Annotated in this window: 17 protein-coding genes and 1 tRNA gene; 5 read left to right on the top strand and 13 right to left on the bottom strand. The window is 59.7% G+C overall.

Going from position 1 to position 24,410, the window contains the following annotated elements; all coding sequences use genetic code 11:
- Positions 1-49: 49 nt before the first annotated feature.
- Positions 50-1,717: an iron ABC transporter permease gene (locus tag FHT87_RS27750; protein WP_183734457.1), complete on the top strand. Its 1,668-nt coding sequence runs from the start codon at positions 50-52 to the stop codon at positions 1,715-1,717.
- Positions 1,714-2,751 (top strand): ABC transporter ATP-binding protein, encoded by a 1,038-nt coding sequence (locus FHT87_RS27745; protein WP_183734456.1) that lies wholly within the window; start codon positions 1,714-1,716, stop codon positions 2,749-2,751. The genes FHT87_RS27750 and FHT87_RS27745 overlap by 4 nt, the downstream gene beginning before the upstream one ends.
- A gap of 103 nt (positions 2,752-2,854) precedes the next feature.
- On the opposite strand, the gene FHT87_RS27740 is transcribed toward FHT87_RS27745, so the two are convergent.
- From FHT87_RS27740 to FHT87_RS27695, 10 genes are all read right to left on the bottom strand, one after another.
- Positions 2,855-4,186, bottom strand: a complete 1,332-nt coding sequence (locus FHT87_RS27740; RefSeq protein WP_183734455.1) for a glucoamylase family protein — start codon at positions 4,184-4,186, stop codon at positions 2,855-2,857.
- Between the two features lie 255 nt (positions 4,187-4,441).
- Positions 4,442-6,280, bottom strand: a complete 1,839-nt coding sequence (locus FHT87_RS27735) for an ABC transporter ATP-binding protein (protein ID WP_183734454.1) — start codon at positions 6,278-6,280, stop codon at positions 4,442-4,444.
- Positions 6,281-6,320: 40 nt separating this feature from the next.
- A complete protein-coding gene (locus FHT87_RS27730; protein WP_183734453.1) occupies positions 6,321-7,076 on the bottom strand; it encodes a DUF1028 domain-containing protein in 756 nt (251 codons plus the stop codon).
- Between the two features lie 2 nt (positions 7,077-7,078).
- Positions 7,079-8,863 (bottom strand): gamma-glutamyltransferase family protein, encoded by a 1,785-nt coding sequence (locus FHT87_RS27725; protein ID WP_183734452.1) that lies wholly within the window; start codon positions 8,861-8,863, stop codon positions 7,079-7,081.
- 21 nt (positions 8,864-8,884) lie between these two features.
- Positions 8,885-9,769 (bottom strand): ABC transporter permease, encoded by an 885-nt coding sequence (locus FHT87_RS27720; RefSeq protein ID WP_183734451.1) that lies wholly within the window; start codon positions 9,767-9,769, stop codon positions 8,885-8,887.
- The gene (locus FHT87_RS27715) at positions 9,766-10,713 is read right to left on the bottom strand and encodes an ABC transporter permease (RefSeq protein WP_183734450.1); all 948 of its coding nucleotides are present in this window, start codon (positions 10,711-10,713) and stop codon (positions 9,766-9,768) included. Before FHT87_RS27715 ends, FHT87_RS27720 begins: the two co-directional genes overlap by 4 nt.
- Positions 10,714-10,776: 63 nt before the next feature.
- Entirely contained in the window at positions 10,777-12,285 is a 1,509-nt protein-coding gene (locus FHT87_RS27710) for an ABC transporter substrate-binding protein (protein WP_183734449.1), read from the bottom strand.
- Positions 12,286-12,364: 79 nt separating this feature from the next.
- A complete protein-coding gene (locus FHT87_RS27705) occupies positions 12,365-13,090 on the bottom strand; it encodes a FadR/GntR family transcriptional regulator (protein WP_183805916.1) in 726 nt (241 codons plus the stop codon).
- A 207-nt stretch (positions 13,091-13,297) separates the two neighbouring features.
- Positions 13,298-14,740: a M81 family metallopeptidase gene (locus FHT87_RS27700; RefSeq protein ID WP_183734447.1), complete on the bottom strand. Its 1,443-nt coding sequence runs from the start codon at positions 14,738-14,740 to the stop codon at positions 13,298-13,300.
- A gap of 8 nt (positions 14,741-14,748) precedes the next feature.
- Positions 14,749-15,882 (bottom strand): ROK family transcriptional regulator, encoded by a 1,134-nt coding sequence (locus FHT87_RS27695; protein ID WP_183734446.1) that lies wholly within the window; start codon positions 15,880-15,882, stop codon positions 14,749-14,751.
- Between the two features lie 405 nt (positions 15,883-16,287).
- Between FHT87_RS27695 and FHT87_RS27690 the strand changes: the two genes are divergently transcribed.
- Entirely contained in the window at positions 16,288-17,976 is a 1,689-nt protein-coding gene (locus tag FHT87_RS27690; protein WP_183805914.1) for an ABC transporter ATP-binding protein/permease, read from the top strand.
- A 98-nt stretch (positions 17,977-18,074) separates the two neighbouring features.
- On the opposite strand, the gene FHT87_RS27685 is transcribed toward FHT87_RS27690, so the two are convergent.
- The 3 genes from FHT87_RS27685 to FHT87_RS27675 all read right to left on the bottom strand — a co-directional run bounded on the left by FHT87_RS27685 (position 18,075) and on the right by FHT87_RS27675 (position 22,589).
- The gene (locus FHT87_RS27685) at positions 18,075-19,394 is read right to left on the bottom strand and encodes a glucoamylase family protein (protein WP_183734445.1); all 1,320 of its coding nucleotides are present in this window, start codon (positions 19,392-19,394) and stop codon (positions 18,075-18,077) included.
- Positions 19,395-19,492: 98 nt separating this feature from the next.
- Positions 19,493-21,955, bottom strand: coding sequence for a phosphoketolase family protein (locus FHT87_RS27680; protein ID WP_183805971.1), 2,463 nt, complete (start codon positions 21,953-21,955; stop codon positions 19,493-19,495).
- Between the two features lie 559 nt (positions 21,956-22,514).
- Positions 22,515-22,589, bottom strand: a tRNA-Gly gene (locus tag FHT87_RS27675).
- A 257-nt stretch (positions 22,590-22,846) separates the two neighbouring features.
- On the opposite strand from FHT87_RS27675, the gene FHT87_RS27670 reads away from it, so the two are divergent.
- Together FHT87_RS27670 and trxA are read left to right on the top strand one after the other, a co-directional pair.
- Positions 22,847-23,356 carry a prolyl-tRNA synthetase associated domain-containing protein gene (locus FHT87_RS27670; protein ID WP_183734444.1) on the top strand — a complete coding sequence of 170 codons (510 nt, stop codon included), beginning with the start codon at positions 22,847-22,849 and terminating at the stop codon, positions 23,354-23,356.
- A gap of 56 nt (positions 23,357-23,412) precedes the next feature.
- A complete protein-coding gene (gene trxA, locus FHT87_RS27665; protein WP_183734443.1) occupies positions 23,413-24,387 on the top strand; it encodes a thioredoxin in 975 nt (324 codons plus the stop codon).
- Positions 24,388-24,410: the final 23 nt, after the last annotated feature.

The following is a 24,410-nucleotide window of genomic DNA, read 5'->3' as shown; positions in this document are numbered from 1 at the left end:
TCTTCTTCCGGCCAAAACTATTGCTTTTGGCTCAAGAAAACCTTAGGGCATGACAAAATCCGGCAACCGCTCTTCAAAGGCGGTTGCCTTCCTTTTTCAGCGTGTGAAGGCATCGGCCTTGCTGCAGGACAACAGATTGCTCGCATCCGGCAATGAGGCGCCGGTGGCGCCGGGGGCCACGCCAATCGTTTTGCCGCGTGGGCGCATGCCGCACGCTCCCGTCGTCCTCCTTGCATCCATCGTGGCGATCTTCAGCCTCGTGCCGCTCGGCTTCATTGCCTGGGTGACCTATGACGTCGGCTGGGAAACGGTGAAGACGCTGGTCTTCCGCCCGCGCGTCGGCGAGCTTCTCGTCAATACGGTTCTGCTGGAATCGATCACCATTCCGCTGTCGATCGTCCTTGCCGTCACGCTCGCCTGGCTGACAGAGCGGACGGATATCCCGCTTGCGCGGCTCTGGGCGTGGCTCGCCATTGCCCCGCTCGCCGTGCCGGCCTTCGTGCATTCCTATGCCTGGGTGAGCCTGCTTCCGGGCATGCGCGGGTTGCAAAGCGGCGCCTTCGTTTCGGTGCTTGCCTATTATCCGTTTCTGTATCTGCCGGTCGCGGCGGCGCTACGTCGGCTCGATCCGGCGATCGAGGATGCCGCCGCCTCTCTCGGCCTCGATCCGTGGTGCGTCTTTTTCCGGACGATCCTGCCGCAGCTCCGCCTTGCGATCTGCGGCGGCTCGCTGCTGATCGCGCTGCATCTGCTTTCGGAATACGGACTGTTCGTGATGATCCGCTTCGACACGTTCGCGACTGCGATCGTCGATCAGTTCCAGTCCTCCTATAACAGCCCGGCTTCCAACATGCTCGGCGGCGTGCTCGTCGGCTGCTGCCTGTTCCTGCTTGGTCTCGAGATTCTGCTGCGCGGCAACGAGCGCTATGCGCGCGTCGGCTCCGGCTCGGCGCGACCGGCTGATCGACGCCGGCTCGGCTGGTTCGTGGTACCGGCCGTGGCGCTGCCGATCATCCTTGCAGTGCTGACCCTCGGCGTGCCGCTGATCACGCTTGGCCGCTGGCTCTATCTCGGTGGGCTTGGCATCTGGCGCATCGAGGTCGCGAGTGCCTTCGCGCAGACGATCGTTCTCGCCATCGCAGGCGGTGTGCTGGCGACGGTTGCCGCAGCGCCCATGGCTTGGCTCTCGGTGCGCGCGCCGGGCCGCTTCCAGCGTATTCTCGAAGCCTGCCACTATTATGTCGGCTCGCTGCCGGGTGTCGTCGTGGCCTTGGCGCTTGTTTCCATTACCGTCCGCCTCGTACTGCCGCTCTACCAGACGTTTGCGACGTTGCTTGTCGCCTATGTGCTGCTCTTCCTGCCACGTGCCATGGTCGGCTTGCGCGCCAGCATCGCGCAGGCTCCTGTCGAGTTGGAGCGTGCGGCGATGGGGCTTGGCCGCACGCCGGGACAGGCAGTGCGCCAGATCACCATGCGCCTTGCTGCGCCAGGGGCTGCCGCCAGTTTGGCGCTTGCAGCGCTCGGCATCACCAACGAGCTGACGGCGACGCTGATGCTCTCGCCGAATGGCGTTGACACGCTGGCGACGAAATTCTGGTCGCTGACCAGCGAGATCGATTATGTCTCGGCGGCACCCTATGCCTTCATGATGGTCGTGCTGTCACTGCCGCTTACCCTCATGCTCTATGCTCAATCGAAACGGACTGCCGGCCAATGACGCTGCTTACGATCGACACTATCAGCAAGCGGTACGGACCGGTTCAAGCCTTGAAGGACATCTCGCTTGAAGTGCAGGCGGGCAGCCGCACGGCGGTCGTCGGTCCCTCCGGCTCCGGCAAGACGACGTTGCTGCGCATCATCGCCGGCTTCGAACAGCCGGACATCGGCCGGATAATACTCGATGGCGAGGTTCTGGCTGACGGGCCGGCCTGCGTGCCTGCCCACAAGCGCGGCATCGGTATCGTCTCGCAGGATGGCGCGCTCTTTCCGCATCTGAGTGTGGCGGAGAATATCGGTTTCGGATTCGAGCGCGGTGCGCCGGATCGCGAAAAGCGCATCTTCGACCTTCTCGAAATGGTGGAGCTCGACCGCGGCATGCTGGAGCGCCGTCCGCATCAGCTTTCGGGCGGTCAGCAGCAGCGCGTGGCGCTTGCTCGTGCGCTTGGCCGTCGTCCGCGCCTCATGCTGCTCGACGAGCCGTTTTCGGCGCTCGATACGGGGCTTCGCGAAAACATGCGCAAAGCGGTTGCCCGCGTGCTGCAGACGGCTGGCATTACCGCGGTCCTCGTGACGCACGATCAGGGGGAGGCCCTATCCTTTGCTGATCAGGTTGCGGTCTTGCGCGAGGGGAGGCTTGTGCAGGCCGGCACGCCGCAGACGCTGTATCTCAAGCCGCGTGACCGCGAGACGGCGCTATTCCTTGGCGATGCGGTGATGCTGCCGGCGATCATCAAGAATGGTTTTGCCGATTGTGCGCTCGGCAATGTGCCGGTTGAGGGAGCCCACCAGGGCAAAGCGGAAATCATGCTGCGGCCGGAGCAGATTCGCGTCGTCGTCGATGAGGCGAATGCGAAATATGGCGGGCGTGTCGTGGATGTGGAATTCGGCGGCGCGACCTGCACGGTGGCGGTGTCGCTTGCTGCTGTCGCCCTGCCGCCGATCCTGATCAAGACCTCAAGTGTAGCATTGCCGGCGCGGGGCGATCTCGTTCGCCTCGATATCGCCGGCAAGGCGCATGTTTTCGTGCGATAGGTCCAGAGCATTTCCGTTTTCTTCGAATGCGGAAATGCTCTGTCTCTCTTTTTCGCGCACTTCCGGAAGGAAAACCGCTGCGCAGTTTTATTGGAATTGCTCTCTAGCCTGCCTTCAGAACCAGTTCTTCCGACTCCTCGCCAGCCAGCCAGCCGCCGGTGAAGCCGGCGCGCTCGAGGCCGAGGCGGATCACCGCGTTCTTGCGCATCAGTTTCCAGATGAAGTCGGAACGTTCGTTCTCGACCGTCATGACGACGAGACCCTGGTCGATGGCGACGGTGCGGTCATCGACCCAGCCTTCCGGCCGCTTGGTCTGGACGGTCGGGTTGAAGCCGCCAGGGAAGCCGCCTTCCAGAAGCAGGTTCGGATAGGTGGTCAGCAGTGCCTTGGTGCCGTCGATGGCGGCCTGCCGGTCGTAAGGCAGGCAGGCGAGTGATGCCCAGGGCGCGATCGTGCCGTCATCGGGACCGAGCGGAGCGCCACGGGCAGCATAACCAAGCACTTTCGGGTTACGGCCGCCGCGCATGCGCCGCGTCGGCGGCGGGCCATCGCAAGCGGTAAATCCCCAGATATCCTTGCTGTAGCCGACGAACTGGCCGGGATTGCGTTCCGCATAATCGCGCTGGACGTTGATGACGACCTGCGTGTTGCGGAAATAATCCCAGTTCCGCTCAGCCATCGGCTTGTCCTTGATGCCGCGGAAATCGATCCAGGCATGGGAGAAGAGATGGATGAAGAGCGGGCCGGCATAGAGATAGGGCTGCTCGTTGAAGATCATCCACGAATAGCTTGCCGTGAAGGCGTCATAGCTCGATTGCGGGATCGGGTAGGTCGGTGACGCAAGCGCCAGCGTGTAGAGGAGGATCGCTTCATCGAAGCCATGGTAGCGCCAGCGCAGGAAACCGGAAGAAGGCTTCCAGCCCATCGAGATAGTGTCGCCCTTGTTCAACGCCCAGCGCCAGTCGACGCGCTCGTAGATGAATTTTGCGAGCGCGCGTATCTCGGTCTCGGTTTCATCCTCGCCGTCGAAATATTGCGCGGCGGTCAGAATGCCGGCGACGAGCAGAGCGGTATCGATGGTCGAAAGCTCGCTGTTCCAGGCGCGGTTGCCGGTATTCACGTGCAGGAAGTGGTAGAAGAAGCCGCGATGCCCGGTTGCGTGGCGTTCCGTACCCTGTTTGGCGTTGGCGAAAAAGTGCAGCGTGTTGAAGACGCGCTCGGCAGCTTCCGCGCGGGTGATCCAGCCGCGCTCGACGCCAACAGGATAGGAGGAAAGTCCGAAGCCGACCGCGGCAATGCTTGCCGGCACGCCAGGGATCGACGTATCCGGCACAAGCCCGTTTTCTGGATTGGAATATTTCAGGAAATATTTGAACGCTGAGTGCTGCAGCCTGTCGACTAGCGCGGCATCAATGTCTTCAATCCGTTGCAGCATGTGCTCCTGCCCAACTGTTATATCGCCCCATGCTTCAACATGGTGGCTGCCCCCAGGCAAATCAAACCTTTTTGATTCGCAAGGATAAGAGAACACAAACGCCGGCAATTGGCGTTAATAATTCCCAGTGAAATAATATCTGGAATAAATGATATAAGCGATGCAGCAAAAGGGATTAAACCGCACCCCCGGATGCGGTTCGTCTCGCGCAATATCTACCATTCTCAAGCTGTCGGTTGAACCTGCTGGACTGGCTCAGGCGGCTTCCTCCATCCGCACCATATGGCCCGTCACGACCTCGCGGAACTGACGCTTCGGAGGCACGTAACCCACGGGGCGGACAGGGCTTTTCAGTTCGTCGGTGCCGAGATTGCGGCGGATGCCGCGGCGGGCGGGATCCGGTATGGGAACCGCCGCCATGAGTTTCTTGGTGTAGGGATGCTGCGGGTTGCGGAAGAGTTCTTCACGCGGGCCGATTTCGACGATTTCACCCAGATACATAACCGCGACGCGGTGACTGACACGTTCGACGACAGCCATATCGTGGGAGATGAAGAGGAAGGCGAGGTTGAGGCTCTGCTGCAGGTCCATAAGGAGATTGCAGACCTGCGCCTTGATCGAGACATCGAGAGCCGAGACGCTTTCATCCGCAACGATCACTTTCGGGTCGAGCGCAAGAGCGCGGGCGATGCAGATGCGCTGACGCTGGCCGCCGGAAAACTCATGCGGGTAACGCTTCATCATGTCCGGCTTCAAGCCGACGCGTTCGAGCAGGTCCGCGGCCTTGTCGCGCGCCTGGGCTCGGGTGCCCAGCCCGTGTTCGATGAAAGGTTCGGCAACGGCTGCTCCCACCGTCATGCGCGGATTGAGGCTCGCGAAAGGATCCTGGAAGATCATCTGGATGCTGCGGCGCATGTTGCGCAGTCTGGTCGCATCGAGGTTCAGCACGTCATAGCCGTCAAGGTTGACGGAGCCGCCATTCGGCTGCACCAGGCGGGTGATCGAACGGCCGGTCGTGGACTTGCCGCAGCCGGATTCGCCAACGAGCGCCAATGTCTCGCCTTGGAAGAGGTTGAAGGAGACATTCTCGACGGCATGAATAGCGCCTGTCCTGCGGCCCAGGAGGCCACCGCGAATATCGAAGCGGGTGACGAGGTTCTTCACCTCAAGGATCGGCGTCTTGCGACGGTCGATGGTGTCGGCCACCTCCACTGGTTCACTGCGCTCGCCCGTCGCCGTATCTATAACGGGAAAGCGCAAAGGCCATTTTTGCCCGTCCATCGAGCCGAGACGCGGCACGGCGGAAAGCAAAGCACGCGTATAAGGGTGCTTACCGCGGTTGAAGATATCATCCGTCATACCGGTTTCGACCGCCTCGCCGCGATACATGACGATGGTGCGATCGGCGATCTCGGCGACCACGCCCATGTCATGGGTGATGAAGAGAACGGACATGCCCTCCTCTTCCTGCAGCACCTTGATGAGATCGAGGATTTGGCCCTGAATCGTCACGTCGAGCGCGGTGGTCGGCTCGTCGGCGATCAAAAGCTTCGGCCGCGATGCGAGCGCCATGGCGATCATCACGCGCTGGCGCATGCCGCCGGAAAACTGGTGCGGATATTCGTCGAAGCGGGAGGCGGCATTGGGAATGCGGACCTTCTCCAGAAGGCGGATGGTTTCAGCCCGCGCGTCAGCCCTGCTGATATCACCATGGCAGGTGAGCGCTTCGGAAATTTGCCTGCCGATGGTGAAGATCGGGTTCAGGCTGGTCATCGGCTCCTGGAAGATCATGGCTGCCTCCTTGCCGCGGACCGCGCGCATATCGCTGTCGGAGAGCGAAAGGATGTCACGGCCATTGAGCGTGATGCTGCCTTCGACACGGCTCGAGCCTTTGGCAAGCAGGCGCATGATGGAGAGCGAGGTGACGCTCTTGCCCGAACCGCTCTCGCCGACGATGGCTACCGTTTCCCCCGGCATGACATCGAAGGAGACGTTGCGGACGACGGATTTCCATTCACCGTCGGCGAGGAAGGAGGTCGTCAGGTTCCGGACGGAAAGAACCGGAGAGACGGATGCTGCAGGCTGATCACTCATTTCGTTCCCTTATTCTTTTTTATACCGGATGGTCGGGCTTTCAGGTCTTCAAAGGCGTAGCGAAGGAGGCCGATGGCCGCCCTTCCGCAATGCGCGCGGCTTCCAGCGCTGCGATCTTTTCATCGATCTCGCGCCTGTCAATCATTCCGTCAGGATTGGCTTTCGTAGCCATGGTCTCGGCAACATGCATGTAGCGCTCCTGCGCTACGGCATAGAGACGGTGCAGTTCGGCGAGCGGATCGGGATGATCGTCCGCGCGGATGCTGAGCCAGGGATAATCCTGGTCGCGGTGGACGAGGAGGGCGGCGGACTGTTTGCCGCGCTTGTCGCCGCCGGCATCCTCGCCGGCCTGCATGGCTTCGAGCAGGCGCGCGATGAAGGGCTTGTCCATCGCCTTCTTGTAGGCGGCAAGCGTCTGAGCGACGACCTCGGGACCAGCCAGCATGTTGCCGGCGACGGAGATGTTGTCGTCCACCAGATGACCGGCCCAGTCGATGCATTTCGTGCCGGTAAAAGCAGCGTTGCGGCCGGCGGCATCGATCAGGTGAAACTGGCGCTGGTCGCGACCGGCGTCGCGACTGGTCAGTTCGGCGATGATCTCATCCGGCGCCTTGCCGCCGGCAAGCAGGACAAGGCCATCCGTGCCGTAGAGTGGGCTGACGAAAGCCTGAGTGGCGACCGCACCGATGCCGCCGCGGATATGCGGCACCAGCCCGCCGACCGCAAAGAAACGGGTGGCGACGGCTATGCCGAGATAACCAGTCTGGGGATCGCGGGCGACCATGGACCAGGTCATACTTACCTCCCAATCGCGTAGGCCTGCATCAGGCGCGGCGTGGCTGCGGCGCGCAGCAATCCATCGGTATCGCGGCGGGCAGCCGTTAGGCGACCAATGGTCCAGGGCTCGGAGACGGTGAGCGCGTGGCCGCGGGCGCGCAGGTTATCGAGCACATCGATCCTGAAATTGCCTTCCACCATCAGGCCGCCGGGTTCACGCGTGCGCGGATAGAAGGAGCCGGGGAAATGCGAGGTGTGGAAGAGCGGCTGGTCGATCGCCGCCTGCAGGTTCATCTTGTGATGGACATAGCGCAGGAAGAAGGAGAGCTGCCACTGTTCCTGCTGATCGCCGCCCGGCGTGCCGAAGGCAAGTGTCGGGCGGCCTTCGTAAAGGGCGAGCGAAGGTGTCAGCGTCGTGCGCGGGCGCTTGCCGGGAGTGAGCGACGTCGGCAGGCCGGGCCTCAGCCAGAACATCTGGGCACGCGAATTCAGGCAGAAGCCAAGGCCCGGAATGATCGGCGAGGACTGCAGCCAGCCGCCTGAGGGCGTGACCGAGACCATGTTGCCTTCGCGGTCGATGACATCGATATGGACGGTGTCGCCGCGCTTTTCCGTCAGATGCGCCATGGTCGGCTCGTAGACTGCGCCTGTCTTGGAATCTGCGCCGAGCATCTCCATCGTTACGTCATATTGCTGCTCGAAGCCCGCCAGTTTTCCGGGACGCAGGTCGAAGGATGCTTCGTTCGTAATGAGTTTGCGGCGGACGGCGGCGTAGGTGTCTGACAGAAGCTGATCGAGCGGCACCTCGCCGAATTTGGGATCACCGTAGTAGACCTCTCGATCGGCGAAGGCGAGCTTCATGGCTTCGGTCACGGTATGGACGAAGTCGGCGCCATCAGGCGCCATTGCGGCGATGTCCATGCCCTTGAGGATCGACAGGGTCTGCAGGAAGACCGGACCTTGGCCCCAGGGGCCGATCTTGGCGACCGTCCAGCCGTGATAGTCGTAGGTCTGCGGCTCCTCGATCGTTGCCGACCAGTTCGCCATGTCATCCGCCGTCAGCACTGCCTTATGCCGGCTGCCGCTTGCATCCATCACTTCCGCGTTTTTTAGATAGTCTGCGATCTTCTCGGCGACGAAGCCGCGATAGAAGGCGTCTCGGGCGGCTTCGATCTGCGCCTCGCGGTTTTGCTTTGCTTCCGCCTCGGAGATGATGCGCTTCCAGGTCTCGGCCAGAACCGGGTTCTTGAAGTTGGAATTCGGCTCCGGAACAGAGCCTCCCGGCACCCAGGTGTCGTAGGAGGTCGGCCATTCCTTTTCGAAGAATTCGGCAAGCCCCTTGATGGTGGCCGAAACGCGGGGCAGCAGCGGATGGCCGTTTTCGGCGTAGTAGATCGCCGGCTCGAGCACGTCGCGCACACTCATCCTGCCGTAGTCGCGCAGCATCAGCATCCAGCCGTCGAAGGAACCGGGAATGACGGTTGCGAGCAGGCCGTCGCCCGGGATGAGTTTTAGGCCCTCAGACGTATAGTGTTCGATGGTGGCTCCTGCGGGAGCAGGACCCTGCGCGCAGATGACCTCGACCTTGTCCTTTTTCTTCGAATAGATGATTGCCGGCATGTCTCCACCGGGACCGACGAGGTGCGGCTCCAAGATCTGCAAGGTGAAGCCGGTCGCAACCGCCGCATCGAAGGCATTGCCGCCTTTTTCCAGGATGCTCATGCCGACCGCCGAGGCGATCCAGTGCGTTGAGGTGACGACGCCGAACGTGCCCAGAATTTCGGGGCGGGTCGTAAATGCGGTCATTTCATATGTCCTTTCGAAGAGTCATGCTTCGCGCGGATCGAGCGCATCGCGCAGGCCGTCGCCCAAGAGATTGAAACCGATAACGACGAGGAAGATGGCAATGCCCGGCCACATCGCCATCCAGGGCGCCTGGCTGAGAAAATTCTTGGCGACGTTCAGCATCGAGCCCCAGCTCGGCGCGGGCGGTTGTTGGCCGAGGCCGAGGAAGGAGAGGCTGGCTTCGGCGATGATGGCGGTCGCGATCGTCAGCGTCGCCTGCACGAGGATAGGTGCGAAAACATTCGGCAGGATGTAACGGGTGATGATGCTGAAATGGCGAAGACCGATGGAGCGCGCGCCTTCGATATATTCCTCTGTCTTGACCGCCAGTACCTGGCCACGCGTCAACCGCACGAAGATAGGCATTGCCGAAAGGCCGATCGCGATCATCGCGTTGCTGAGGCTCGGACCGAGGAAGGCGGCAAGCGCAATCGCGGTGATCAGGAAAGGCATTGCGAGGAAGGCTTCGGTGATGCGGGAGATGATCATGTCGATCCAGCCGCCGAAATAGCCTGAGATCAGGCCGAAGGGCACGCCGATGAGAACGGCGATCGCCACGGAAAAGACGCCGGCCATCAGCGAGGCCTGCGCGCCCCAGATCATGCGGGAGAGAATATCGCGGCCAATGTCGTCGGTGCCGAGCCAATGGGCCGCTGACGGTGCCTTGCGGATCATCGACCAACTCGTGGCATTCGGATCGGGGAGCGGCAGGAGTGGCGCGATGATGGCAAGGATGGCGAAGAAGGCGATGATGGCGAGGCCGACGAGCGCGCCCTTGTTAGCTTTGAGCTTGCGCCAGGCGCGGCTCGGCGCACGCTGCTCGGTTGAGGCGATGGGTGCGGCAACGACTTGATCGATTGCGGTCATAGCGAAGCCCTCATGCGCGGATTGAGGAGAACGTAGAGCACATCGGCCACGAGGTTCATCAGGATGAAGCCGATCGCCGTGCAGATGACGACCCCCTGGACGACAGCGTAATCGCGGTTGAAGACGGCATCGACGATGAGCTTTCCAAAGCCTGGAATGGTGAAAATCTGCTCCGTGAGAACTGCGCCGGCGAGAAGTTCGCCAAAAAGCAGAGCGGTCAGTGTGACGATCGGCAGGACCGCGTTGCGGAAGCTGTGTTCCAGCACGACGGAGCTTTCCGGAAGCCCCTTGGCACGGGCGGTACGGATGTAGTCGGCGCTCAAGACGCTCAACATCGCCGAGCGGGTGTGGCGCATCAGCGTGGCGGCAAGCGCGTTGCCGAGCACGAAGGAGGGCATCAGCATGGTCTCGATCGAGCGCAGCGGATTGGAGAAGAAGGGCTCGTAACCCGAGGCTGGAAGCCAGCCGAGGTTCACCGAGATCAGCAGGATCAGCATGATGCCGAGCCAGAAATTCGGGATCGACAGGCCGGATAATGCGATGATGTTGGCGAGATAATCGATGATCGTATTTTTCTTGACAGCCGCCAGGATGCCCATCGGCACGCCGATGACGAAGGCGAAGATCATCGACATGATGGCGAGCTGGACGGTAACCGGTAGTTTCTCGGCCACCAGTTCGAGAACCGGCTGGTTGGTGCGCAGCGAAATGCCGAGATCGCCCTTCAGGGCCGAGCCCAGCCAGTAGAAATACTGGTAGGGGACGGGATCGTTGAGGTGATATTTTTCCCGCAGGAATTCCAGCACCTGCGGATCGCGCTCTTCGCCGGCCATGGCTAGGACCGGATCGCCCGGCAGAAGTTTCTGCAGGGAGAAGACGAAGACCGAAATGATCAGCAGAGTTGGAATGGCGACCAGCAGCCGCTTGGCGATGAACCTGTACATGGGCGCTCCGATACCATCAGCGGAACGCGGCGAGGATCGCCGCGTTCCTGAAGCGTGCGGCTATCAGCCTTCCTTCTTCACGCCGACGAGGCGGATCATGCCGTCGGGCGAAGCAACGAAGCCGGTGATGTTCTTGTGCAGCGCCCAGATCCAGGACTGGTGGCCGAGGAAGATGATCGGCAAATCGTCATTGAGGATCGTGGTTGCGGCATCGTATTTCTGCTTGCGCACGGAATCGTCAGGGGACTGGCGAGCCTCGTTCAGCAACTTGTCGACATCGGCATTGCAATATTTGCTGTCGTTCAGGCCGGCGCCGCAGGTGACGAACTGCTGGATATTGCCGTCAGGATCGACTCGGCCGGACCAGTCGGAGCGGCTGAGCTGATAGTTGCCGGCGGTCTGCTCGTTGAGCAGGGTGGCAAATTCCGTTGTCTTCAGGGTCAGGTCGAAGCCGGCTTCGGCGACCATGGACTGGATGATCTGCATCATCTGCATGACCACCGGGCTGTTCGACACCTGCATTTCAACCGGAATGCGGTCGAAGCCTGCCGCCTTGACGAGGGCCTTGGCTTTTTCGACGTCGCGGGCCGGAACCGGAACATTCTTGTCGAACCACGGGCTGCTCGGCGGGAAGGGCTGGTTGCCGGCAACGCCGGTGCCTTCGAAGACGATCTGCATGGCGGCATCGCGGTCGATTGCCAACGAGAAGGCCTGGCGCAGGCGCTTGTCCTTGCCCATCGGGTTGTCGGCGCGCACGCCATTGCCGACATTGGTGTAGATGCCGAGCCAGCCGGTATTGACGACATCCTTGTAGACGAGGTTCGGGTCGCTCTTGACCGTCTCGGCGTCGGTGGCAGCCAGGCGTTCGATCATATCGAGATCGCCGGAGCGCAGGTTGGCGAGGCGTACGGTCGAATCCGGGATCGGCAGATAGGTAAGCTTGTCGATGAAGACATTGTCTTTGTTCCAGTAGTCCTGGAACTTTTCGAGCACGATACGGTCCTGCTGGACGCGTTCGACGAATTTGAAGGGGCCGGCGCAGACGGGATGGTCGCCGAACTTCGCGCCGAGTTCCTTTGCGGCCTTCGGCGAGACGATCATGCCCGCACGGTCGGAAAGTTGGGCCAGCAGGGTGACATCTGGGCTCTTCAGCGTGAACTTGACTTCATATTCGCCTGACGCCTCGACCTTCTCGACGGAGCTCAGCTCGCTCTTGCGACGCGATTCCGGCAGGGTCATGTTGCGCTCGATGGTGGCGACGACGGCTTCGGCGTTGAAGGGTGTCTCGTCCTGGAACTTCACGCCCTGGCGAAGCTTCATGGTGAGTGCCTTGCCGTCAGCCGACCAGTTCCATTCGGTCGCAAGCTGCGGCACGATCTTCAGGTCGGGCGAGACATCGACGAGCTTGTCGCACATCGCGGTATAGACGATGCGACCGACGAAGGTGCGCGACTGCGCGGGATCGAGCACGTCGGCATCGTCCTGCAGGCCGATTTTCAGTTCGGTCGCGACAGCGGGAAGCGCAAAAAGCGCTACCGCTGCGGCTGATGTCAGCAATCTGGCGAATTTCATTTCATTCTCCTCTGTTATGTTTTTGTTTCACGATTGTCGTGTCGAGCCGTCGGTTATCTCCGCCGTGCCGTTTCCCCGCTCAGGTGGGTTCCTTCTCGACCTCCGTCTCGCTGTGGTCGAGAGAGGTAATGCGGATGAGGCTTTCCTGCAGCGTCAGCAGGTGCTGGCGCATGGCTTCGCCGGCTTTTCCCGGATCGCGGGCGGCGATAGCATCGACGATGGCTGTGTGCTGGCCATGGGTGACTTCGCGCGTGCGGCTGGCGCTGCGGGCGCGCTCGCGGATCGCCTGCCAGGCTTCGTCCTGGCGCACGCGGTTGATGACGTCGAAGATCATGAGGAAGAATGTGTTGCCGGCGCATTGGGCGATCTGGCGATGCAGCGCGCCATCCCAGAGTTCGCGGCCGTCGGCATCCGTGCTTTCATAGATCTTCTTCACCAGATCATGCATCCGCTCGACATCGGCTACCTTGGCGCGCATAGCAGCAAGTTGTGCAAGCTGAGGTTCAACGCGCAGGCGCACTTCCATGATTTCCATGAGATCGGTGTCGGCGACGATGGAATCGACATGGTTGCTCCAACCGTCCGGCCGCTTGCCGGCAAAGGTGCCGGAGCCTTGCCGGCGCCAGATGCGACCCTCGGCCTCCAGCACTTCCAGCGCGCGACGGATCGAGCGGCGGCTGACGCCGAGGATTTCGGAGAGCGTACGTTCGGTTGGCAGCTTGCCATCGGCATCGAGACTATCCGACTGCAGGAGAGCCCTCAGCTTCTCCAGCGCGTAGTTCGAATTGCCTTGCGTATCGTCCATGATTGGCTGAACCAATTTAATATTGGTTCAATGCAAACCAAATCCAGCGGATCGTCAAGCGCTTTTTTGTGCAAATAAATATCTGCCTGTTTATTGATCGTATGGCCTATATTTGCGACAGATCCAAAGGTACGCACACGTTTTGATGAGAACTGCACGCTAGACAAACGTGCGGTACCAAAAATCAATTGGTTCGCCTATCAAACCTCAGCGGTTCGCGGAGCGTGCCGATAGGAAAGCTTGCGGCTCGAAGCCGAAATCCTTGTCGAAAGGATAGGTCGGGTGCTGCTTGCGCAGGCGCGGCAGGCGCTCGACGAACTGGTCGACGACACCGACCGAGAGCGCCATGAGGTTGGGATTGGCGATCGGTGCGAGTTCCGGCGAGAGATAACCCGACTTGACGACGACGATCTTTGCCGTGCGCGGATCAAGACCGAGGCGGGTAAAATCGACGATGTTGTGATAGGGGCGGCGCTTGGCGGAGAGCACCAGATCGATGCCGCCGATGGAAACGACGGCCTGCCGATCGGCTGCGTCGCCGGTTTCGTGCAGGAACTTCACCGTGAAGCGTCCCGTCACCGGCTTGCTGCCCTTGGTATCGAGCGAGGCGCCGACGGTCAGGTCCAGCGTAGCGCCGACGTTGGCCGCATAGCAGGCTTCCGTTGCCGCCTTGTCGGCAATGCCGGCGAAGACAACGCCGGTGGCGCCCTTAGCGATCAGTTCGGCAAGGACGTCGGCACGATCGCCCACACCGCCGCCGGTCGGGTTGTCGCCGGATTCGGCAAGCACGACGGGGCCGGTCGGGCTAGCGATCGCCTTGGTGACGCATGCCTCGATCGAGCCGGTCTCGCAGCCGAAGACGAATTCCTCGCGTACGTCCCAATAGGCCTTTGCTATACGCTTTGCCTCACGCTCCAGAACGGCACAGTCCGTGCCGGTCATGATGGCGGCGGCGGTGGCGCGGGGCTCGTCGGCCCAGACATAACCGACCATCAGCGAGGCATCCCAGACGCCATCGAGTGCATCGATGCCGGGCAGTTCGGCATAGAGGCTCTTTGCCGGTTCATCCACGGTGCTCGTGCGTTCGCCCGGCAGGACGACCGGGATCGGTGCCCAAAGCAGGGTGGGTTTCACACCGCTCTTCAGGCTCTTCACCAGCATCGAAACCGAACGGCGCATCGTCTCCTCGACATCGATATGCGGCGCGGTGCGGTAGGTAGAGTACATGTCGATCGCATCGAGGATGCGCTGGGTGACGTTGCCGTGCAGGTCGTAACTTGCCGAAACTGTACAATCGTCGCCGACGAGCGCGCGGGCAGCGCTGATCCAGTCGCCTTCCGCATCCTCCATGCCTTCGACATACATGGCGCCGTGCATGGCGAGATAGAGGCCGTCGAGTGGCAGAAGCGGCTTTAAGCGTTCCAGGAATTCGGCCTTGAAGGCCTCGTAGGTGTGGCGCGCGACAGGGCCGCCGGCAATGGCGCGGGCATGGATCGTCGGCAGGAATTCGGCGTCGTAATCCTTCAAAAACGCAAAATATGGAGCGGTCAGCAGTCCCTCGCCGCGCACCACCCGGAAGTCCTTCTCCTCGTTCAGGACGGGATTGTACGTGCTGCATTCGATGTGAATGCCACCGACGGCGATGCGCATGGGAAACCTCAGCTTATCTTGGGACCAATCAGAAAATTATGGGCAGCGATGCTGGCAGCGCCCCGTGCCCAGACGTCGCTGTCGACGCGGCGGGTGCGGATCGGCGTTGTGCCTGCGTAACGGGGAAGAACATTGGCTTCGATCGCCTGTTGCACGACCGTGCCGAACAGGCCGTCGAAGGAGCCCTCGATGTGGGTGATGAGGATCATGCCGGGATCGTTCATCTGGATCAGATGCGAGATCGCCAGCCCGAGCGCGGCGCCCGCCTTGTGGATGATGGCGATCGCTTCGGCGGTGCCGTGCGAGGCTTCTTCTTCCAGTTCCGACAGCGAGGTGCATTTTAGCCCGGCGGCCCGCGTCATCTCCTTGATCGCTTTCATGGAGGCGATCGTATCGAGACAGCCGCGCTTGCCGCAGCGGCAGGGCGCGCCGCCGGGGTCGATCGTCGCATGGGCGATTTCGCCGGCACCGCCATGATTGCCGCGATAGAGTCTGCCGTCGATGAAATGGGCGCAGCCGATACCGTCTCCCAGTGACACGACCGAGAAATTCGGCGTGTCGCGGGCAATGCCGAAGAGCTTCTCGCTGACGGCCACGGCCTTGGCGTCGTTTTCGATGAAAGTATCGACGCCACTTGCCTGGCGGATGATTTCGGCGAGCGGCACATCCTGCCAGCCAAGAAGGGTGGATTGTACGCAGGTCGCCTGCTTTTCATCGACGAAGCCCGACAGCGCCACGCCGATGCCGGCTAGCTTCGAGCTTGCCTGCGTTTGGCCCTTCAGGATTTCCGGCAGGCTGGAGGTGATGGCATTGGCGATGACCTTGGGATCGCGGGAATAGGGCAACTGCTGGCGGGCGATGATATTGCCGTTAAGATCGCTGAGGATCATCGGCGCAGGATCTTCCAGAAGCGATATGCCGATGAAGAAGGCGCATTCCGGCTTCAGGTCGAGCAGGACGGAGGGGCGGCCCTGGCCGTAGACCGTTTCCGTTTCATGTAGAACGCCGCGATCGATCAACTCGCGGGCAATGCCGCTCATCGCCGCTTTGCTCAGCCCGATCGCAGATGCGAGATCGGTCCGGCTGAGGGGACCGGACTCGCTTATGACCCGCAGAAGCTCGCGCTGCGATGAGTTGAACATTAAAATTCCTGATCCTACTGCTTGTGATTTCGCCTCGACAATAAGTTCACAAAATGAACCAATCAATCAATATAAATTACAAAAATTGATCAAGGCGGACCAAAAGGGCGGTTTCAAGAATCAAAAGAGGGTGAATCTATGGATATCATACGCAAGAAATTTATTAGCGCTCGCCAATTCGCACTAGGTTGTGCCGGAGCGCTGTTTGCGCCGCTTTCGGCCTGCTCGATCCGCGAAAATAGCAGATAGATGCAACGCGTCTTGCGTTGCGCAGGATCGATCGTTTAGGAGTCATATCCCGGTTGGGAGCCCGCCATGGAGAAGGCTGGCTCATCCGCTCGCGCGCCGTTCTCTGTCGCACGTTTTTCGCGCTATAGTTCGTCCAAGCATAAGTTGGAGGCAACTATGGGCCAGCAGCAAATTCTGCTCAAGTTGACGGCGACGCGGTTCATCCACGCGATCAAATTGTTCATGACATCCGATGTCGGTGGACGAGCCGGGTTCCTTCTCGCATCGCTGATCGCTCTTTTTGCCGGTATCAGTGCTCTGAATGTCGTCAACAGTTTCGTCGGCCGGCATTTCATGACTGCGATCGCTGAAAGGCAGACTGCCGAATTTGTTCGCCAGGCGATCCTCTACGCTGGCGCTTTTGCTGCTTCGACGGTCGTATCGGTGATTGCCCGCTTCGCCGAAGAACGACTGGCTTTGCTTTGGCGAGAACACCTCACCCGTCGTGCAATCAGCGTTTATATGACCGACGGTACGTTCCACCGGCTCGGCATTCAGGGTAAAGTTTCCTATCCTGATCAGCGGATCGCTGAGGATGTCAAAGCGTTCACGACGACGACGCTCTCCTTTCTGCTTATGCTGCTCAGCAGCGTATTGACGGTCTTCACCTTTTCGAGCGTGTTGTGGCTGATCAGTCCGCTTCTCTTCTTTACGGCGGTTATCTACGCGGCCTTCGGGTCGTTTATGACGATCATGTTGGGACGACCTTTGATCGACCTGAACTATAACCAGCTCGATCGCGAAGCGGCCTTCCGGTCCGAGCTGATCCGTGTTCGCGAAAATACGGAATCGATCATGATCGGGGGCTCCGAGCTACGCCACATAGATCGGCTCCTCAAGCAGTTTGATAGCGTCGCTGCAAACTTCAGGCGGATAATTGGCATCAATCGCAATGTTGGTTTCTTCACCACCGGCTACAATTGGATGATACAGATCATTCCTGTCGTTATCATCGCACCCGCGTTCATGCGCGGTGACATGGAATTTGGTGTCATCACGCAGTCGGCGGCGGCCTTTGCCATGCTTGTCGGTGCGTTCTCATTCATCGTCGCACAATTCAACTCGATCTCGAATTTCGCGACCGTCGTGGCGCGTCTCAGTTCCCTTTTGGAAGCGATCGAGGAGCCCAGCAGCCCAGCAGACATCAGTCTCGAACTCGTCGAGGCTGAGGGGAGCCTTAGCTATGAACATCTGACGCTGAGGTCGCCGACAGGAGAGGCATTGGTAAAGGATTTGTCGGTTCTCATCCCGACAGATACGCGAGTGATCGTTGCTGGAGAAAGTGAGGCCGCGGCCACCGCTTTATTCCGGGCCACGGCAGAACTTAATCCGTCAGGGACCGGGCGCATCGTCATCCCACCCCGTCAACATGTGCGGTTTCTCGGTCAGCGGGCCTATTCGGGTCCGGGAACCCTGCGCCAGATCCTGGCGCCGGCGGAGCGCTCGATAGAGGAAACGGATGACCAAATCCTCGCTTTGCTGAGGAATCTCGGCCTTGCACGCGGTTTGACACCCAGCGATCTGGACAGCGAGCAAGACTGGTCCACGTTGCTGTCGCCGCGTGAACAACAGCTCGTCGCACTTGCAAGCGCGATCATAGCCACTCCGTCATACATTATTCTGGAAAAAGCCGATGCCATCTTCGGTCACGAACTTCTGACCGCTATCCTCGGGCTCCTGGCCGAAAGAAGGATCGCGTGCGTCAACTTCGCCGAGCCGGGTGCCCCGCGCTCATCCTATGATGCCGTTCTGGAATATGTTTCGGACGGTTCCTGGAGGTGGATCGATCAAAAACAGAAAGCCTGACTGTCACGCAGCTTGGTTCTTTGAAACCTCAGGTCGTCTGCAGTGCTGTGCGCTAGCCGGTTGTGTGTCAGGAAGTTGGGGCGGATTCGGCACGACCATCATAACCAGCCGCCTGAAAACCCTGCTCGTCTTAGTCCGACCACCACCGGCTCGCATCGACGCATGATGTTCCACAGCAAGCCGGTTCGGTAGTTTTCGATCATCAGGACGACGGGACCTTGGTCGATCCCGAAATGGTAGGGGCTGACCCACCATCCGTCGTTGTTGTCGCCAGTCGTATATGTCTGGTTGAACGACGGCCTAAACCCGTAAAGTCGCGTCATGCCCAGTTTCATGCGGGCAAAGTTTCGCACGGTCGGGATGACGATTTCCGGCGCAAATGGCAGCGAGGCAACCACAACCCAGGGGGATACCGTTCCATCATCCGGCCCATAGGGAGCGCCCCGGGCGACGTAGTCGAAGAATTCCCTATCGACGCCGTCTATGTTTCGCTTGATCCAGCCAGGCCCATCGCTTGCCGTGAAACCCCAGCAATGTTCGCCGTAGCCTTTAAAGTTCAGCGGGTTGCGAATGGCGTATCCCTGCTGAACGAACGTGGCGTGCCGGCTGTTCTGGAAATAGTCGCTGTCGTGCCCGCGCATGAATTTATCGCGAATTTCACGAAAATCGATCCACATATGTGAAAGCTGGTGCGTGAAGAGCGGACCGGAATAGAGCAATTCACGTCCGAAGATATTCCGCCATTCGTAGCTCTCCGTATAGGCCGTGAAGCTTTCAGGCGGCAGAGGGTGGCTCGGTGAGCCTAGTCCGAGAATGTAAAGAAGCAGGCCTTCGTCATAGCCGCGCCACCGATATGGAATGAATCCGCTTTCCGGTCGCCAACCATGGGTGAGCGTAGCCCCGTGGTCGCGAGCCCAATTCCAGTCCACTCGCTCATACAGCGATTTGGCAAGTGCGCGAACCTTCGCCTCGTCCTCGGTGTCTGCATCGAAATAGGCTGCGACGGTCAGAGCGCCGGCGAACAGGAAAGCCGAGTCGATCGTTGACAATTCGCATTGCCAGACCCGTCGCCCCGTCTCAATGTCGAGGAAATGGTAGAAGAAACCCTTGTAGCCGGACGCATCAGGTTCCGGCCCCTGGTGGCAGGACATCAGGAATTCCAAGCGGCGTCGGGCGATCTTGGCGGCAAACTCGCGAATGACGACTCCGCGCTCCACTATGACAGGAATGGTCGCAAGAGCCATGCCGATGGCGGCGATGCTCGCCGGTGCGCCCGCCTGTGTCTTGTCGCGAACCAATCCATTGTCCGGATTCGTGCATTGCAGATAATAGAGCAAGGTCGTGAACTGAAGGCGACCGAGGTCCTCATCCGTCGGCATTCGGTTCAATTCGGGATCGGTTGACAGTAATTCCGACATGATAGGGTAGCCGAGGAGATCAGATGGTTTCGTCGGACAACCGGAGGCGGCCTTGGCCGGACGCCTGCCGGCATGATCGTTTACGCGCAACGCGTCTATTAGGCATTGTCTCCCTCTGTGGAGGTCGCCGCCTTCATTTTCCCCGCGCTCTTGACGCCCCATGCCCAGCCGCTGATCTCAGGCATATCATCACCATGCGCCTCGATATATTGCCGGTGCTCGATCAGCTTCCCGCGGATTGCCTGCTTGAAATAGGCCGCGCGCGCGCCAAGTTGCGGTAGCCGATCGATGACGTCTTCGACGAGATGAAAGCGATCGAGCTGGTTCAGAACGACCATGTCGAACGGCGTCGTGGTTGTTCCCTCTTCCTTATATCCTCGGACGTGCAGGTTTTTATGGTTGGTTCGTCGATAAGTCAGCCGGTGGATCAACCAGGGGTATCCGTGGAATGCGAAGATGATCGGCTTGTCCTTTGTGAAGAACGCGTCGAAGTCAGGATCCGAAAGTCCGTGAGGATGTTCGCTCGAGGGCTGCAGCTTCATCAGATTGACGACATTGATGACCCGCACCTTCACTTGGGGAAGGTGCTCACGGATCAGCTGTACGGCTGCGAGCGTCTCCAAGGTCGGCACATCGCCGCAGCAGGCCATGACCACGTCGGGTTCCGAGTCCCGGTCATTGCTGGCCCATTCCCAAATACCGAGACCTTCGGCGCAGTGCTTGATGGCCTCATCCATCGTGAGCCATTGCGGGGCGGGTTGCTTGCCCGCCACCACCACGTTCACATAGTTGCGGCTGCGCAGACAATGATCGGTAACGGACAGGAGCGTATTGGCATCCGGCGGAAGATAGACCCGGATGATCTCTGCCTTCTTGTTGATCACATGGTCGATGAAGCCCGGATCCTGATGAGAAAAGCCGTTGTGATCCTGTCTCCACACATGCGAACTCAGGAAGTAGTTGAGCGAGGCGATTGGCCGCCGCCAAGGGATGTGGTTGCACACCTTCAGCCATTTGGCGTGCTGATTGAACATCGAGTCGATGATGTGAATAAACGCCTCGTAGCAGGAGAAAAAGCCGTGACGGCCAGTCAGCAGATAGCCTTCAAGCCAGCCCTGGCATTGATGCTCGCTCAGGACCTCCATGACGCGGCCGTCGGGCGACAGATGATCGTCCTCGGGGTAGATCTCGGCCATATAGCAGCGATCCGTCACTTCCAGCACGTCCTGCCAACGGTTGGAATTGTTCTCATCGGGGCTAAACAGCCGAAAGTTCTTGCTGCCAAGATTCAGTTTCATCACATCGCGCAGGAACTTGCCCATGACGCGAGCGGATTCTGCGGTCACCGATCCGGGCTTGGGAACCGAGACGGCGTAATCGCGGAAATCCGGCATCTTCAAATCTCGTAACAACAGACCACCGTTTGCGTGCGGATTGTCGCTCATCCGGCGATGTCCGGTCGGTGCCAGCGCGGCCAGTTCAGCACGCAGTCTGCCATCGTCGTCGAAAAGTTCTTCGGGCCTGTAGGTCTTCATCCAGTGACGAAGCACCTTGATATGTTCCGCTTTGTCCATGTCGCCCATCGGAACCTGATGCGAGCGCCAATAGTCTTCGCATTTCTTGCCGTCGATTTCCTCCGGGCAGGTCCAGCCCTTCGGCGTGCGGAAGATGATCATCGGCCACGCCGGCCGGCTGACATTTCCCTTGTCCCGCGCTTCCGACCAGATCGCCTTGATCCTGGCGACGGCGGTGTCCATGGCCGCGGCAAGCTGTTGCTGCACCTTGTCTGGCTCATGGCCCTCCACGAAGAGGGGCGCATATCCCATGCCCTCAAAGAACTTCAGCAATTCCTCCTTGGGAATACGGGCAAGGAAGCAGGGATTGGCGATCTTGTAGCCATTGAGGTGCAGGATCGGCAGAACGCATCCGTCACGGGCTGGATTGAGGAATTTGTTGCCATGCCATCCCGTCGCAAGCGGTCCGGTTTCAGCCTCCCCGTCACCGACAACACAGGCGACGATCAGATCGGGATTGTCGAAGGCTGCTCCATAGGCGTGGCTGAGCGCATAACCGAGTTCGCCACCTTCATGTATGCTCCCTGGTGTTTCGGGAGCAACGTGGCTCGGGATGCCACCAGGAAAGCTGAACTGCTTGAACAGCCGCTTCATGCCTTCCTCGTCCTGACCAATATTCGGGTAGAATTCGGTGTACGTCCCCTCCAGATAGGCATGTGCAACGAGCGACGGTCCGCCATGGCCAGGGCCGATCACATAGATCATGTTGAGGTCGTCTCGCTTGATCACCCTGTTAAGGTGCACATATAGCATGTTCAGGCCTGGCGAGGTTCCCCAATGGCCGAGCAACCGCGGTTTGATGTGTTCGCGTGCGAGAGGCTTTTTGAGCAAAGGATTGTCGAGCAGATAGATCTGCCCAACAGACAGATAGTTCGATGCCCGCCAATAGGCCTCCATCAGGCGGAGTTCCTCAGTGGAAAGCGGGGTCTTTCCAGACGACGCGATTGAGGCTGGTTTGTTCATGACTGCCGTTTCAGGTGAAGCCATCTGAGTCTCCCAATCAAAATAACATTGCTGAATCTCGTTGGCCTGTTTCACGAAGGCCGATGCAGTCTCATGTCGATGCTGGGGTATTATTGAGGAGGAGATTCCGGGAAATGCTCCACCACGCCGCGGACACCACGGACACCTTCCGCCGAACGTTGTTGTCAGGTGATACTGTGACAACCGTTGTCGTCATTACATCTTTGACGAGCATATCGATCCACCGCAGGTCTGAACGATGGGAATCTTCCTCTGCCTATACCAGAGGTAGGCATAGGTAACCGCTTGCGCGAAGAATTCTCCCAACAAAGCTCAAGAAGCCTAATCGGATACTACCGCATTTTGCATTGAGTTGGATCAATCGAACGCCGCAAATTTGTCTGCGGAAAGGTGACCGAAGGAGCAACGCATGCCTTCCGGCATCGGGTATCGATTGATACTTGGCCTGCTTTTGTCCTGACGAAGCCGGTGATGGCGATTCACTGCGCGGCCGGTGGCAACACCAAGCGCACGTCATAAAGACGTTTTAAGCTCCGGTATGCGTAAGCCATATTGGGAAAACTGGAGCGGGCGAAGGGATTCGAACCCTCGACCCCAACCTTGGCAAGGTTGTGCTCTACCCCTGAGCTACACCCGCTCAAATCCACGCCGGTCCGGGGTAGTAAGTAGCGGACCGTGGGCGCCACCTTGCGGCGACGGGCGCTATATCGCCCAAACGATTTTCAAATGCAACAGGGAAATGACGGAAAAACGAAGAAAAGTTTTGGCGGTGGAAAACCGGCTTCGGAAACGCCGCGAATGCAGGGCAATGCGTCGGTCCTGAAGATTGCCAAGTTGATGAGGCGGACGTAAGCAGACAATCCAATCTACCTTTTCCTGTCTGATGGAATGACGATGACCGAAAACAAGCCCAAGACTCGCCAGGATCTTTTCGCCTTTCTCGACGGAATCGGCATCGCCCACAGCACCAAAGATCATGCCCCTGTCTTCACTGTTGCCGAATCGGTGGCGCTGCGGGACGAGATTCCCGGGGGCCACACCAAGAACCTCTTCGTGAGGGACAAGAAAGATCGTTATTTCCTGCTGACGGTGGAGGAAAATGCCGCTGTCGACCTTAAGCAGGTCCACACCATCATCGGTGCCTCCGGCCGCGTGTCCTTCGGCAAGCCTGAAAAGTTGATGGAATATCTGGGCGTCATTCCGGGCGCGGTTACTGCGCTCGGTGCGATCAACGATACCGGTAACAATGTCACCTTCGTGCTCGATGCGGATCTGATGCATGACGACATCATCAACTGCCATCCGCTCTCCAACGACGCGACCACTTCGATCGGCAGTGCCGACCTGATACGATTTATGGAAGCGACGGGGCATAAGCCGCTTGTCTTGAAAGTGACGTGCTGACATACGATTTTAGCGCTACAAGAGACGCCGGCAGATCGGCGCGGCGGGAGATATCCATGAGCGGCAGCGACAATCCCTACAACGGTTCTTTCGGCAACCAGATGTCGGCAACGGCGAGCTACGGTACAGCACCCCAGCCTGCGACAGCGGCCGGTGGCTATATCAAGGACACCACAACGGCGAATTTCGCGAAGGATGTTCTAGAGGAATCGCGCAATCAGCCGGTGCTGGTCGATTTCTGGGCGCCCTGGTGCGGTCCGTGCAAGCAGCTTACGCCGGTTCTGGAAAAGGTCGTCAATGAAGGTCAGGGCCGCGTCAGACTGGTCAAGATGAACATTGACGATCATCCTTCGATCGCCGGTCAGCTTGGCATCCAGTCCATTCCGGCCGTCATCGCCTTCGTCAATGGCCGCCCGGCCGATGGTTTCATGGGGGCGGTGCCGGAAAGCCAGGTTCGCCAGTTCATCGATCGCCTCGCAGGTCCTGCGGGTGCTGATGAGACCGCAGAAATCGAAGCTTATCTGGCGCAGGCCTCCGAAGCGCTGGCTGCTGGAGATATCAATGAAGCGGGTCAGCTTTATGGTGCCATCCTTCAGGCTGATCCGGAAAATGCGAAGGCGCTTGCCGGCATGGCCGAGTGCCTGATCGCAGCCGACCAGCATGGCGAGGCCCGCCAGATGCTGAGCGAGTTGCCGGAAGAGGCTTCCAAGGATGCCGGCATCCAGGCGGTGCTGAAGAAGCTCGACCAGATCGAAGAAGCCCGCAAGCTCGGCGATCCCATTGCCCTGGAGCGCGAGCTGGCATTGAACCCGGATCATCACGAAGCCCGCCTGAAACTCGCCAAGATCCTCAATGTCGAGGGCAAACGCGAGGAAGCGGCTGAACACCTGCTCTTCATCATGCGCAAGGATCGCGCCTTTGATGATGATGGTGCGCGACGCCAGCTCCTGCAGTTCTTCGAGGTCTGGGGCTTCAAGGATCCGGCGACTGTTTCGGCCCGCCGCAAGCTTTCCTCGATCCTGTTTTCCTGAGTTTGCCGCCTTCACCCTTGCGT

This window comes from Rhizobium sp. BK316 (assembly GCF_014193695.1).
Classification (GTDB): Bacteria; Pseudomonadota; Alphaproteobacteria; order Rhizobiales; family Rhizobiaceae; genus Rhizobium.
The sequence above is the reverse complement of the archived record's forward strand: the minus strand, read 5'-3'. Positions and strand labels throughout refer to the sequence as shown.